This window comes from Mesorhizobium sp. AA22, from assembly GCF_001672375.2.
In the GTDB taxonomy this organism is placed as follows: domain Bacteria; phylum Pseudomonadota; class Alphaproteobacteria; order Rhizobiales; family Rhizobiaceae; genus Mesorhizobium; species Mesorhizobium wenxiniae.
Genome location: NZ_CP048406.1, coordinates 4,071,919 through 4,085,941 on the forward strand (window position 1 = coordinate 4,071,919; position 14,023 = coordinate 4,085,941).

Here is a 14,023-nt window from a genome sequence, read left to right on the forward strand (position 1 = left end):
AGAAGAGCGCCAAGACTGCGGCCAGGTTCTTTCTCCCCGTTCACGGGGAGAACTGCCCGGCAGGGCAATGAGGGGCGGCGCTGGACGATCGAAATAAGTCACAACAGTCGACGACGCCTTCTCCAGTCCGTCGCCAGCGGCATTAGTTCCCAGCTTCAACACACAAAAAAGCCGCCGGGTTGCCCCGACGGCTTCGTTGCCTGAGATTTGTGCCGCCGCGCTTACTGCGCGGCGGAAGCCATGTCGGTCAGCATCGGGTCGGCGACCTCGACGCCCGACGCCTTGCGGCGCTCGTCGATGATCAGCTCGTCGCGCGAGGTGGCGATGCGCCGGATCTGGCTCATCGTGCCGCCGGTGCCGGCCGGGATCAGCCGGCCGACGATGACGTTTTCCTTCAAGCCCTGCAGCATGTCGGTCTTGCCGGCAACCGCCGCTTCGGTCAGCACGCGGGTCGTCTCCTGGAAGGAGGCGGCCGAGATGAAGGACGGCGTCTGCAGCGAGGCCTTGGTGATGCCCAAGAGCACCGGCTGGCCTTCGGCCGGCTTCTTGCCGTCCTCGACCAGGCGCTCGTTGACCTCTTCCAGCTCGATCACGTCGACGTGGTCGCCCGGAATGTAGGTCGAGTCGCCCTGCGCGGTGATCTCGACCTTCTGCAGCATCTGGCGAACGATCACCTCGATGTGCTTGTCGTTGATCGACACGCCCTGCAGACGGTAGACCTCCTGGATCTCGTTGACGAGGTAGGACGCAAGCGCCTCCACGCCCTTGATCGCCAGGATGTCGTGCGGCGCCGGATTGCCGTCGAGGATGTAGTCGCCCTTCTCGATGACGTCGCCGTCCTGGAGATGGAACGGCTTGCCCTTCGGGATCAGGTATTCGACCGGCTCAAGCGTCGAGTCATGCGGCTCAATGATAATGCGGCGCTTGTTCTTGTAGTCGCGGCCGAAGCGGATCGTGCCGTCGATCTCGGCGATGATGGCGTGATCCTTCGGACGACGTGCCTCGAACAGTTCGGCAACACGCGGCAGACCGCCGGTGATGTCCTTGGTCTTGGCGCTTTCCATCGGGATACGCGCCAGCACGTCGCCGGGGCGAACCTGTGCACCCGGCTCGACCGAAAGAATGGCCTCGACCGAGAGCAGGAAGCGAGCGTCGCCGCCCTTCGACAGTTTGCCGACCTTGCCCTTGGTGTCCTGGACGACGATCGCTGGCTTGAGATCGTTGCCGCGTGGCGTCGAACGCCAGTCGATGACCTCGCGCTTGGTGATGCCGGTCGATTCGTCGGCCGTTTCCTGGACGGAAATGCCATCGACCAGATCCTCGAACGCCACCTTGCCCTCGATTTCGGTGAGGACCGGGCGGGTATAGGGATCCCACTCGGCGATGCGCTGGCCGCGCTTCACCTTGTCGCCATCGTCCACGAAGATGCGCGAACCATAGGTGACACGGTGCGTGGCGCGCTCCTTGCCGGCCTCGTCGAGGATCAGCACCGCCATGTTGCGGCCCATGACCATCTGCTGGCCGTCGGAGTTGCGTACCACGTTGCGGTTGCGGATCTCGACCTTGCCCTCATACGAGGCTTCAAGGAACGACGAGTCCACCACCTGCGCCGTACCGCCCATGTGGAAGGTACGCATGGTGAGCTGGGTGCCCGGCTCGCCGATCGACTGCGCCGCGATGACGCCGACAGCCTCGCCCTGGTTGACCGGGGTGCCGCGGGCCAGATCGCGTCCGTAGCAGACCGCGCATACACCGACCCTGACGTCGCAGGTCAGCGCCGAGCGGATGCGGACCGACTGGACGCCGGCCTGTTCGATCTGCTCGACGTCGCGTTCGTCCATCAGCGTTCCGGCCTTGACCAAAACCTCACCCGTGACCGGATGAGTGATGTCGTCGAGCGCCGTGCGGCCGAGAACGCGCTGGCCGACGGAAGCGACGACCTGGCCGGCATCGACGATCGGCTGCATGGTGAGGCCTTTATCGGTGCCGCAGTCGACGGAGTTGACGATGCAGTCCTGCGCCACGTCGACCAGACGACGGGTGAGGTAACCCGAGTTCGCCGTCTTCAAGGCGGTGTCGGCCAGACCCTTACGGGCGCCGTGGGTCGAGTTGAAGTACTCGAGCACGGTCAGGCCTTCCTTGAAGTTCGAGATGATCGGCGTCTCGATGATTTCACCGCTAGGCTTGGCCATCAGGCCGCGCATACCGGCAAGCTGGCGCATCTGGGTGGGCGAGCCGCGCGCACCGGAGTGCGACATCATGTAAATCGAGTTCATCGGCTTTTGACGGCCATTATCCTCGAACTCGACCGCCTTGATGCGAGCCATCATCTCGTCGGCGACCTTTTCCGAGCACTTGGCCCAGGCGTCGACGACCTTGTTGTACTTCTCGCCCTGCGTGATCAGCCCGTCATTGTACTGCTGCTCGTATTCCTTGGCCAAAGCCTCGGTGTCGGAGACCAGCTTGATCTTGGCATCCGGGATCAGCATGTCGTCCTTGCCGAACGAAATGCCGGCGCGGCAGGCGTGGCTGAAGCCGAGGGCCATGATGCGGTCGCAGAAAATGACCGTCTCCTTCTGACCGCAATGGCGGTAGACGGTGTCGATCATCTTGGAGATGTTCTTCTTGGTCATCTCCTGGTTGGCGGTCTCGTACGGCACGTTGACGTTCTTCGGCAGAAGCTCGCCGATGATCATCCGGCCGGGCGTGGTGTCGTAAATCTTCGACACTACCTTGCCGTCCGCATCAACCGTGCGGAAGCGGCCCTTGATCTTAGAATGCAACGTCACCGTTTTGGTCTCGAGCGCGTGCTGGAGTTCGCCCATATCGGCAAACACCATGCCCTCGCCCGGCTCGTTCTGGTTGACGATCGAGAGATAGTAGAGACCCAGAACCATGTCCTGGGACGGCACGATGATCGGCGCGCCCGAAGCCGGGTGCAGGATGTTGTTGGTCGACATCATCAGCACGCGGGCTTCGAGCTGCGCTTCCAGCGACAGCGGCACGTGAACCGCCATCTGGTCGCCGTCGAAGTCGGCGTTGAAAGCCGTGCAGACCAGCGGGTGAAGCTGGATAGCCTTGCCTTCGATCAGGATCGGCTCGAACGCCTGGATGCCGAGGCGGTGCAGAGTCGGCGCACGGTTCAAGAGCACCGGATGCTCGCGAATGACCTCGTCGAGGATATCCCAGACCTCCGGACGCTCCTTCTCGACCAGCTTCTTCGCCTGCTTGACGGTCGAGGAATAACCCTTGGCGTCGAGACGGGCATAGATGAAGGGCTTGAACAGTTCGAGCGCCATCTTCTTCGGCAGGCCGCACTGGTGTAGCTTGAGCTCCGGACCGGTGACGATGACCGAGCGGCCGGAATAATCGACGCGCTTGCCGAGCAGGTTCTGGCGGAACCGGCCTTGTTTGCCCTTGAGCATGTCCGACAGCGACTTCAGCGGACGCTTGTTGGCGCCGGTGATGACACGGCCGCGACGGCCGTTGTCGAACAGCGCGTCAACGGCTTCCTGCAGCATGCGCTTTTCATTGCGCACGATGATGCCGGGCGCACGCAGCTCGATCAGCCGCTTCAGGCGGTTGTTGCGGTTGATGACGCGGCGATAGAGATCGTTGAGATCGGACGTGGCGAAGCGGCCGCCGTCCAGCGGAACCAGCGGGCGCAGGTCCGGCGGGATCACCGGTACCACCTTCATGATCATCCATTCCGGACGGTTGCCGGACTCCATGAAGTTCTCGACCACCTTGAGCCGCTTCAGATACTTCTTCTGCTTGAGCTCGGACGTGGTCGAAGCCAGCTCCGAACGCAGGTCGCCGGCGATCTTTTCCAGGTCCATGCCGGCCAGAAGGTCGTGGATGGCCTCGGCGCCGATCATGGCGGTGAAGCTATCTTCGCCATATTCGTCGACGGCCATCATGTACTCTTCCTCGCTGAGGAGCTGGTGCTCCTTCAGCGCGGTGAGGCCTGGCTCGGTGACGATGTAGTTCTCGAAGTAGAGAACGCGCTCGATGTCCTTCAGCGTCATGTCGAGCAGCGTGCCGATACGCGACGGCAGCGACTTCAGGAACCAGATATGGGCGACGGGCGCGGCCAGTTCGATATGGCCCATGCGCTCGCGGCGGACGCGCGACAGCGTGACTTCGACGCCGCACTTCTCGCAGATGACGCCCTTGTACTTCATGCGCTTGTACTTCCCGCACAGGCACTCGTAGTCCTTGATCGGACCGAAAATGCGCGCGCAGAAGAGGCCGTCACGCTCCGGCTTGAAGGTGCGGTAGTTGATGGTCTCCGGCTTCTTGATCTCGCCGAACGACCAGGACAGAATCTTCTCAGGGCTGGCGAGCGAGATCCGGATGGAATCGAACACCTGCGCAGGCGCCTGGGGATTGAAGAGATTCATGACCTCTTGGTTCATGCCGTTCTCCTTTTCGGGGTCCTCGAAAACCCCTTGCATCTAGCGCGGGCCAAACGCCCGCCGACTTGATCGGCCATCGGCCGAAGAATTTGGTGCGTCCGGTCGCGGAAGCCGCGACCGGACGTCTTGCTCACTCGGCCGCGTCGGGCAGCCGAACCGGGCTGTCGTCCAGCTTGGTGTTCTCCAGCTCGACATTGAGGCCCAGAGACCGCATTTCCTTGACGAGAACGTTGAAGCTCTCTGGGATGCCGGCCTCGAACGTGTCGTCGCCTCTGACGATCGCCTCGTAGACCTTGGTGCGGCCGGCAACGTCATCCGACTTCACCGTCAGCATCTCCTGCAGCGTGTAGGCAGCGCCGTACGCTTCGAGCGCCCAGACCTCCATCTCGCCGAAGCGTTGGCCACCGAACTGCGCCTTGCCGCCCAGCGGCTGCTGGGTAACGAGCGAGTACGGCCCGATCGAACGGGCGTGGATCTTGTCGTCCACAAGGTGGTGAAGCTTGAGCATATATATGTAGCCCATCGTCACTTTGCGATCGAACGGCTCGCCGGTGCGTCCGTCATATAGCTGCGACTGACCGCTGGTGTGCAGGCCCGCCTGCTCCAGCATGATGTTGATGTCGGCCTCGTGCGCGCCGTCGAACACCGGTGTCGCGATGGAGACGCCGCGGCGCATCTGCTCGCTGAGGCGCACGACGCTCTCGTCGTCATAGTCGCGGATCGGCTCGTTGCGGTCGTTCGCCGGCATGAAGCTCTCGAGTGTCTTGCGCAGCGGCTTGATGTCGCCGCCTGTCTTGTACGCGTCGATCAGCTCGCCGATCTTCCTGCCCATACCGGCGCAAGCCCAGCCCAAATGCGTCTCCAGGATCTGGCCGACATTCATGCGGCTCGGCACACCCAGCGGGTTGAGCACGATATCGGCATGCGTGCCGTCCTCGAGGAACGGCATGTCCTCGACCGGAACGATCCGCGACACGACACCCTTGTTGCCGTGCCGGCCGGCCATCTTGTCGCCGGGCTGCATCTTGCGCTTTACGGCCACGAAGACCTTGACCATCTTCATGACGCCGGGAGGCATCTCGTCGCCGCGCTGGACCTTCTCGACCTTGTCCATGAAGCGCTGTTCGAGCGCCTTCTTGGAATCGTCGTACTGGCCACGCAGGGCTTCCAGTTCGCTCTGGAGCTTTTCGTTCTCCACCGCAAACTGCCACCACTGCGAACGCGGATACTCGTCGAGCGTATCCTTCGACAGCTTCGAGCCCTTCTTGAAGCCCTTCGGCCCAGCAATCGCGTCCTTGCCGACGAGAACGTCGGACAGGCGCGAATAGACGTTGCGGTCGAGGATCGCCTGCTCGTCGTCGCGGTCCTTGGCGAGGCGTTCGATCTCCTCGCGTTCGATCGCCATGGCGCGCTCGTCCTTCTCCACACCGTGGCGATTGAAGACGCGCACTTCGACGACGGTGCCGAAGGTTCCGGGCGGCATGCGCATCGAGGTGTCGCGCACGTCCGATGCCTTTTCGCCAAAGATGGCGCGCAGAAGCTTTTCTTCCGGCGTCATCGGGCTTTCGCCCTTCGGTGTGATCTTGCCGACCAGGATGTCGCCCGGCTGCACTTCCGCACCGATATAGACGATGCCGGCCTCGTCGAGGTTCTTCAGCGCTTCTTCCGAGACGTTGGGAATGTCGCGCGTGATCTCCTCCGGCCCGAGCTTGGTGTCGCGCGCCATGACCTCGAACTCCTCGATATGGATCGAGGTGAAGACGTCGTCGGCGACGATGCGCTCGGACAAGAGGATCGAATCCTCGTAGTTGTAGCCGTTCCACGGCATGAACGCGACCAGCACGTTGCGGCCGAGCGCCAGATCGCCGAGTTCGGTCGACGGACCGTCGGCGATGATGTCGCCCTTGTTGACCCGGTCACCCATGCGCACCAGCGGACGCTGGTTGATGCAGGTGTTCTGGTTCGAACGCTGGAACTTCATCAGCCGGTAGATGTCGACGCCCGACTTGCCGGGATCGAGATCTTCCGTGGCGCGGATAACGATACGCGTCGCGTCCACCTGGTCGACGATACCGCCGCGGCGGGCGCCAATGGCGGCGCCCGAGTCACGGGCGACGATCGGCTCCATGCCGGTGCCGACAAACGGCGCTTCGGCACGCACCAGCGGCACGGCCTGCCGCTGCATGTTCGAGCCCATCAGAGCGCGGTTGGCGTCGTCATTCTCGAGGAACGGGATCAGGGCCGCTGCCACCGACACCATCTGCTTCGGCGACACGTCCATCAGATCGACGTTTTCGCGCGGCGCCATCATCACTTCGCCGGCGTTGCGGCAAATGACGAATTCGTCGACGAAACCACCATTCTTGTCGAGCTCGGCATTGGCCTGCGCGACGTGGTGCTTGGCCTCTTCCATCGCCGACAGATAGACGACCTCATTGGTCAGCTTGCCGTTGACGATCTTGCGGTACGGGCTCTCGATGAAGCCGTACTTGTTGACGCGCGCGAAGGTGGCCAGCGAGTTGATCAGACCGATATTCGGGCCTTCCGGCGTCTCGATCGGGCAGATGCGGCCGTAATGCGTCGGGTGCACGTCGCGCACCTCGAAACCGGCGCGCTCGCGGGTCAGACCACCGGGTCCAAGCGCCGAGAGACGGCGCTTGTGGGTGATCTCCGACAGCGGGTTGGTCTGGTCCATGAACTGCGACAGCTGCGAGGAACCGAAGAACTCGCGCACGGCGGCAGCCGCCGGCTTGGCGTTGATCAGGTCCTGCGGCATCACCGTGTCGATCTCGATCGAGGACATGCGTTCCTTGATCGCGCGCTCCATGCGCAGCAGGCCGACGCGGTACTGGTTCTCCATCAGCTCGCCGACCGAGCGCACGCGGCGATTGCCGAGATTGTCGATGTCGTCGATCTCGCCCTTGCCGTCGCGCAGTTCGACCAGTGTCTTGACCACGGCCAGGATGTCGTCCTTGCGCAGCACGCGGACGGTGTCCTCGGCCTTGAGCTCGAGGCGCATGTTCATTTTGACGCGGCCGACGGCCGACAGATCGTAGCGCTCGCTGTCGAAGAACAGCGAGTTGAACATGGCTTCGGCGGTTTCGAGCGTCGGCGGCTCGCCGGGGCGCATGACGCGGTAGATGTCGAACAGCGCGTCCTGGCGGCTCTCGTTCTTGTCGACGTTGAGCGTGTTGCGGATATAGGCGCCGACATTTACGTGGTCGATGTCGAGAACCTTGATCTCGTCGTCGCCGGCGCTGAGAAGCACCTTCAGCGTCTTTTCGTCGATCTCGTCGCCGGCTTCGAGGAAAATCTCGCCGGTCGCGTAGTTGACGATGTCCTCGGCAAGGTAGTTGCCGAGCAGGTCCTCGTCCGTCGCCTTGATCGCCTTGAGACCCCTTTCGCCGAGCTGGCGGGCCTGGCGGGCAGTGATCTTCTTGCCGGCCTCGACGACGACCTCGTTGGTGTCTGCATCGACCAGGTCGCCAACGGCCTTGAGGCCGCGGAAACGCTCGACGTTGAACGGGATGCGCCAATGGTCGCCGGCGCGCTTGTAGGTGATCTTGTTGTAGAAGGTCGACAGGATCTCCTCGCCGTCCATGCCGAGCGCCATCAACAGCGACGACACCGGAATCTTGCGGCGGCGGTCGATGCGGGCGTGCACGACGTCCTTCGAGTCGAACTCGATGTCGAGCCACGAGCCTCGATAGGGGATGACGCGCGCGGCAAACAGCAGCTTGCCCGACGAGTGCGACTTGCCCTTGTCATGGTCGAAGAAGACGCCCGGCGAACGGTGCATCTGCGAGACGATGACACGCTCGGTGCCGTTGACGATGAAGGTGCCGTTCAAGGTCATGAGCGGCATGTCGCCCATGTAGACGTCCTGCTCCTTGATGTCCTTGATCGACTTGGCGCCGGTATCCTCGTCGATATCGAACACGATGAGGCGCAGCGTCACCTTGAGCGGCGCGGCATAGGTCAGGTCGCGCTGACGGCATTCGTCAACATCGAATTTCGGTGCTTCGAACTCGTACTTCACGAATTCCAGCATCGAGGAGCCGGAAAAGTCGGAGATCGGGAAGACCGATTTGAAAACCGCCTGCAGTCCCTCGTCAGGACGCCCGCCCTTGGGCTCCTCTACCATCAGGAATTGATCATAGGATGCCTTCTGAACCTCGATCAGGTTCGGCATCTCCGCAACTTCCGGAATTTTTCCGAAGAATTTGCGTACGCGTCTGCGGCCATTGAAAGTTTGTGTCTGGGCCATCGTCGCTCCTTAGCTCGATTCTCGGGGCGAGCCTCGCCGCGGCTCGCCTTGCATTCTCGGCCACCTCGGCGGCGGCCTTTTATTTGTTCACCCGCCACCCTGTCGGTGGCCGGCCAAAACGGGAGAAAACCCGTTTCCTGAAGGCCGGTTTACGGCCCTCAGGAAAGAGGTTTTCGTACTCTTCGCGTTACGCAGCCTCCCTTCGCCAAGGGAGTGGCGGACGGCGCGAAGCCGCCCGCCGATATCAAACGCTTACTTCAGTTCGACCTTGGCGCCGGCTGCTTCCAGCTGGGCCTTGAACTTGTCCGCGTCGGCCTTGGAAACGGCTTCCTTGACCGGCTTCGGGGCCGCCTCGACCAGGTCCTTGGCTTCCTTGAGGCCAAGACCGGTGATGGCGCGAACTTCCTTGATGACGTTGATCTTCTGAGCGCCCGCCTCGGTGAGGACGACGTCGAATTCCGTCTTTTCCTCGACCGGAGCAGCAGCAGCCGCGGCACCGCCAGCGGCGGCAACCGCCACCGGAGCAGCAGCGGAAACGCCCCACTTTTCTTCCAGAAGCTTCGACAGCTCGGCCGCCTCGAGGACGGTCAGCTTCGAAAGGTCGTCTACGATCTTTGCCAGATCAGCCATTGCTATATTCCTTCATAAGGTTCGAACGTGTGTTTGTGATAGCGAGGAACGGCCTCATGCCGCCTCGTCCTTCCGGGCGTAAGCGCCGATGACACGCGCGACCGAAGCCGCAGGCGCATTGACGATCTGGGCGATCCGGGTTGCCGGCGTGGCGATCATGCCAACCAGCCTGCCGCGCAGCTCATCGAGCGACGGAAGTGTGGCGAGTGCCTTCACACCGTCGGCGTTGAGCGAGGTGGTGCCCATTGCGCCGCCGAGAATGACGAGCTTGTCATTTCCCTTGGCGAAATCGGACGCGACCTTCGGCGCCGCAATCGGATCCTCCGAATAGGCGATCAGCGTCTGTCCCTTGAACAGGTCGATGATCGATGCGGAGTCCGTGCCCTGAAGAGCGATTTTGGCGAGACGGTTCTTCGCGACTTTGACGGTGCCACCGGCAACACGCATTTTCGACCGAAGGTCGTTCATTTGCGCGACGGTGATACCGGCGTAGTGGGCCACGACGACTGAACCAGCGCCCGAAAACGCTTCATTCAGGCCCGTGACGAGTTCGCGTTTTTCCGCTCTGTCCACTGCCTATCTCCAGTTGACCCCTGCCTCATTACGAGGACAGGCGTCGGGTTGCCTTTTGCCGGCCGGGCCATCCAGTAACGGATCTCCCGAACGACGCTCGAGGATCCTGCCCCCTTTCGCCACACCAGCCGGCAAGCCGAATGGTGCGCAGACAAAAGGCAAACACGGTTCGAACCTTTCATTGGAGCAGTCGCTCCGTTGTCCGGTCTTCACCCGTCTCATGCAGGCCCACATGAATTAAGGCCCCCCTTGAACTAAGGCTTGGGGCCGCCCGCAATCTCGGACAGGATGTCCGGAAGCCTTCCGACTTCCGGTACCGGGCCGCCAAGATAAGTCGGAGGCCCGGAATTCTGTTTGCGGATCAGCTCTTTAGCGGCCGATCCGAATGGTTCGTATCAGGACGCTGCCAGCGTCGAGACGTCGAGCTTGAGGCCAGGACCCATCGTCGAGGTGACCGACACCTTCTTGACGTAGTTGCCCTTGGCGCCAGCCGGCTTCGCCTTGTTCACCGCGTCAGCGAAGGCGCGGACGTTCTCTTCCAGCGCCTTGACGTCGAACGAGATCTTGCCGACGCCGCCATGCACGATGCCGGCCTTCTCGACGCGGAACTCGACCGCGCCGCCCTTCGACGCCTTGACGGCGGCGGTAACGTCGGTGGTGACAGTGCCGACCTTCGGGTTCGGCATCATGCCGCGCGGGCCGAGCACCTTGCCCAGACGGCCGACCAGCGGCATCATGTCCGGCGTGGCGATGCAGCGATCGAAGTCGATCGTGCCCTTCTGGACGATGTCGACCAGATCCTCGGCGCCAACGATATCGGCGCCGGCCGCCTTGGCTTCCTCGGCCTTGTCGCCACGCGCGAAAACGGCGACGCGGACGGTGCGGCCGGTGCCGTTCGGCAGATTGACCACGCCACGGACCATCTGGTCGGCATGGCGCGGGTCGACACCCAGGTTCATCGCGATTTCAACGGTCTCGTCGAACTTCACCGAGGACCGGTCCTTGAGCAGCTTCAGCGCCTCACCCAAGGCATAAGCCTTGTTGGGATCGATGCCTTCACGGGTCTTTGATACACGCTTTGCAATCTTTGCCATGATCTCAGCCCACCACTTCCAGACCCATCGAGCGGGCGGAGCCCTCGACCATGCGCATGGCCCCCTCGATATCGGTTGCGTTCAGATCCTTCATCTTCTGCTCGGCGATGGCGCGCACCTTGTCGCGGCCAATCGTGCCGGCCTTGACCTTGCCCGGCTCCTTCGAGCCCGACTTCAGGTTCGCGGCCTTCTTCAGGAAATAGCTCACCGGCGGCGTCTTCATGACGAAGGTGAACGACTTGTCCTGGTAGTAGGTGATCACGACCGGAATCGGCGATCCCTTTTCCATTTCCTGGGTCTGCGCGTTGAACGCCTTGCAGAACTCCATGATGTTGATGCCGCGCTGACCAAGCGCCGGTCCGATCGGGGGCGACGGCGTAGCCGAACCCGCGGAAACCTGGAGCTTGAGCTGGCCTGCAATTTTCTTAGCCATCTCTTTCCTGCCTTTGTCTCATGCCGGCCCCACTATCTGGGCAACACCGGCGGGTTGCAGTCTGGTGGTGCGGTTCCTGTGGCCGGCTAAAGCCGCATTCGCCTCCCACCCGTTTTGGCCGCGCGATTTCCACGCCGCCTCCCCTCACCGCCGAATGGGCGACAAGGATTTCGGATCAGCCCTTTTCGACCTGCCCGAATTCGAGATCGACCGGCACGGCGCGCCCGAAGATCGAAACTTCCACCTTGAGCCGCGCCCGCTCCTCGTCCACTTCCTGGACGAAACCGTTGAATGACGCGAACGGACCGTCCGAGACGCGGATCGCCTCGCCGATCTCGAAAGTGACCGACGGCTTCGGCCGCTCGACGCCTTCCTGCACCTGGTTCAGGATGCGCTGGGCCTCGGTCTCGGTGATCGGCACCGGCTTCGAGTCACCCAGGAAGCCGGTGACCTTCGGCGTGTTCTTGACGAGCGAGAACACTGCGTCGGTCAGGTTGGCCTTCAGGAGCACGTAGCCCGGGAAGAACTTGCGCTCGGCATCGACCTTGCGGCCGCGGCGTATCTCGACGACCTTCTCGGTCGGCACGACGATCTGCTCGATGTCAGCGGACAGGCCTTTCTGCTTGGCCTTGTTCTCGATGTCCTCAGCGACCTTTTTTTCAAAGTTCGAATAGGCGTGGACGATGTACCACCGCGCAGTCATTTCAAGACTTCTCCGTAATCGCCGGACTTAGCGTCCGATGCCCAGAATCTGCTCGACCGCGAGGCCCATGAGCTGATCGGCGGTAAAGAAAAAGATCATCGCGATCACAGCGAACGCCAGGACCATCACCGTCGAGATCATCGTTTCGCGCCGCGACGGCCAAGTCACCTTGGCGGTCTCCGAGCGAACTTGCTGGAGAAAGACGAATGGATTTGTGGTTTTCGAAGCCATGTGCCGCTCTGTCTGCAAGACCCGTTGACCGGATCTCCTGGATGATCCCGCTGGCCGGGATGTGCCGCCTGAGCCTGTGTTCGCGCCGAATCAGCGCAATCATTTCGCCCATGCAAATCGGACGCGTAAAGCCGGCTTCCCAGCTCCACGCGTCGCGTGTCTGTTTCGTCTACATAAAACCGATTCTTGATCCACGCAAGTGGCAAGTGTCCGCTTTATGACCAAACGCCGCCTCGGAACCATCCAGTCGTCCCGTCCCGGCTATGGCCTCTTATGTCTCAAGACAGCCTATATGGCAAGTCACCGGCGGATTTTCAAAGGGCCAATGCGTGGAAGACCAGACAATTTTCATGAATTGGCCATTCCGAAAAATGGCACGGGTTTCATGAATTGGCCATTTCGAAAAATGGCACGGGCAGCAGGGCTCGAACCTACGACCTGCGGTTTTGGAGACCGCCGCTCTACCAACTGAGCTATGCCCGTATCGCGGGCTGCTATTTCACAAAGCGGGCGAGAACTCAAGTCGAGTTTTCAGGGATGCCCACGACAGCCCGCGATCGCCCAAATCCAAGCAGCAGCGCCCAGATGGATATGAGCAGTTCGATGGCGAAGGTCCAATGCAGGACAAAGCTCATGACCCAGTTGAGGTATGTGGCTGGGATCGCCACGAGTTCGGTTGCATGCCTGTCGAACGGCATCAGCCACATGATTGGCGATGCCACGGTATCCAGGACCATATGCAACAAGGCCGCGGCAAAGAAGACACCGACGACGGCAAGATACTGCCGCGCGTGTCGTTTCGTGACCGCCAGAGCCACAAGGCCTGTCGCTGCCCAAAACAGCGGCCAATGCATGATGTAGGCGTGGTGGTGGATGCGTCCGCCGTCGACGAAATGGAAGTACAGCATATCGATATCGGGGATGACGGCGCCGATCATGGCGGCAGCCATCACGCCCGGCGCTTCGCGCCAGCGCTTCCGCGCCAACGTTCCCAGAATGTAGCCCGATGGAAGATGCGCGATCAGCATCGCAAGACCTGCTCCCCTGCCAAAATCCGATCGAGATATAGCGGCATATTGCGGCGTTATTCCGGAAGGGCATGGCGGCCCCAACTCGCCGGGCGGATCACTTCGCGCTCGGCCTGTACGGTCCGCCGGGCACGCCCCAGCCCCAGGCCGGCATCGGCTCGGTTTCGGGATCGCAGGTCTCGCTAAGGTTGGAGTTCATCTTCGCCAGCCGCGACCCCCATTCGACATAGGCCATGAAAGCCGAGCGGAATTCCGGATCGTCCGGCAGCCCGACTTCATCGGCGGCATCGACGAGAAGGTTGATCCAGCGGCGGCGCTGTTCCTCGCTCAGATGCTTGCCGAGATGGTGCATCACCATCTCGCGGTGGCCGCCAAGCTCTTCGCTGTAGGTCTTCGGGCCGCCAAACACCTCGCCGATGAAAGCGGCGACATGGGTCGGATGATCGGGCGACATGTTCTTGAACAACGGACCGACGACGGGGTCCTGAAACACCTTGTCATAGAAGGTTTGCGTCAGGCGATTCAACGCCTCGGTGCCGCCGGCCCATTCGAACAATGTCGGGATATCCTGGCTCATTCTCGATCCTCGACTGGCCGGACTGTCAATTGTTGCGGACGATAGCGGAACTATCGAACGTTGCTCAAC

General features: G+C 61.9%; 10 protein-coding genes and 1 tRNA gene. All 11 read right to left on the reverse strand.

From position 1 onward, the window contains the following. Positions 1–221: 221 nt before the first annotated feature. The 11 genes from rpoC to A9K68_RS19715 all read right to left on the reverse strand — a co-directional run bounded on the left by rpoC (position 222) and on the right by A9K68_RS19715 (position 13,954). Entirely contained in the window at positions 222–4,418 is a 4,197-nt protein-coding gene (gene rpoC, locus A9K68_RS19665) for a DNA-directed RNA polymerase subunit beta' (protein WP_065011400.1), read from the reverse strand. Positions 4,419–4,548: 130 nt separating this feature from the next. Next, entirely contained in the window at positions 4,549–8,685 is a 4,137-nt protein-coding gene (gene rpoB, locus A9K68_RS19670) for a DNA-directed RNA polymerase subunit beta (RefSeq protein ID WP_065011394.1), read from the reverse strand. A 252-nt stretch (positions 8,686–8,937) separates the two neighbouring features. After that, positions 8,938–9,315 (reverse strand): 50S ribosomal protein L7/L12, encoded by a 378-nt coding sequence (gene rplL, locus A9K68_RS19675; RefSeq protein WP_023680442.1) that lies wholly within the window; start codon positions 9,313–9,315, stop codon positions 8,938–8,940. A gap of 54 nt (positions 9,316–9,369) precedes the next feature. Continuing rightward, the gene (rplJ, locus tag A9K68_RS19680; RefSeq protein ID WP_065011395.1) at positions 9,370–9,888 is read right to left on the reverse strand and encodes a 50S ribosomal protein L10; all 519 of its coding nucleotides are present in this window, start codon (positions 9,886–9,888) and stop codon (positions 9,370–9,372) included. A gap of 395 nt (positions 9,889–10,283) precedes the next feature. Beyond that, positions 10,284–10,982, reverse strand: a complete 699-nt coding sequence (gene rplA / locus A9K68_RS19685) for a 50S ribosomal protein L1 (RefSeq protein WP_065011396.1) — start codon at positions 10,980–10,982, stop codon at positions 10,284–10,286. A 4-nt stretch (positions 10,983–10,986) separates the two neighbouring features. Then, positions 10,987–11,415: a 50S ribosomal protein L11 gene (gene rplK, locus A9K68_RS19690; RefSeq protein ID WP_029352163.1), complete on the reverse strand. Its 429-nt coding sequence runs from the start codon at positions 11,413–11,415 to the stop codon at positions 10,987–10,989. 175 nt (positions 11,416–11,590) lie between these two features. Then, positions 11,591–12,118, reverse strand: coding sequence for a transcription termination/antitermination protein NusG (nusG, locus tag A9K68_RS19695; RefSeq protein ID WP_006202141.1), 528 nt, complete (start codon positions 12,116–12,118; stop codon positions 11,591–11,593). A gap of 27 nt (positions 12,119–12,145) precedes the next feature. Further along, positions 12,146–12,349, reverse strand: coding sequence for a preprotein translocase subunit SecE (gene secE, locus A9K68_RS19700; protein ID WP_029352158.1), 204 nt, complete (start codon positions 12,347–12,349; stop codon positions 12,146–12,148). 407 nt (positions 12,350–12,756) lie between these two features. Then, a tRNA-Trp gene (locus tag A9K68_RS19705) sits at positions 12,757–12,832 on the reverse strand. Between the two features lie 35 nt (positions 12,833–12,867). Next, positions 12,868–13,377 (reverse strand): metal-dependent hydrolase, encoded by a 510-nt coding sequence (locus A9K68_RS19710; protein ID WP_065011397.1) that lies wholly within the window; start codon positions 13,375–13,377, stop codon positions 12,868–12,870. 97 nt (positions 13,378–13,474) lie between these two features. Then, positions 13,475–13,954: a group II truncated hemoglobin gene (locus A9K68_RS19715; RefSeq protein ID WP_065011398.1), complete on the reverse strand. Its 480-nt coding sequence runs from the start codon at positions 13,952–13,954 to the stop codon at positions 13,475–13,477. Between the last annotated feature and the right edge of the window lie 69 nt (positions 13,955–14,023).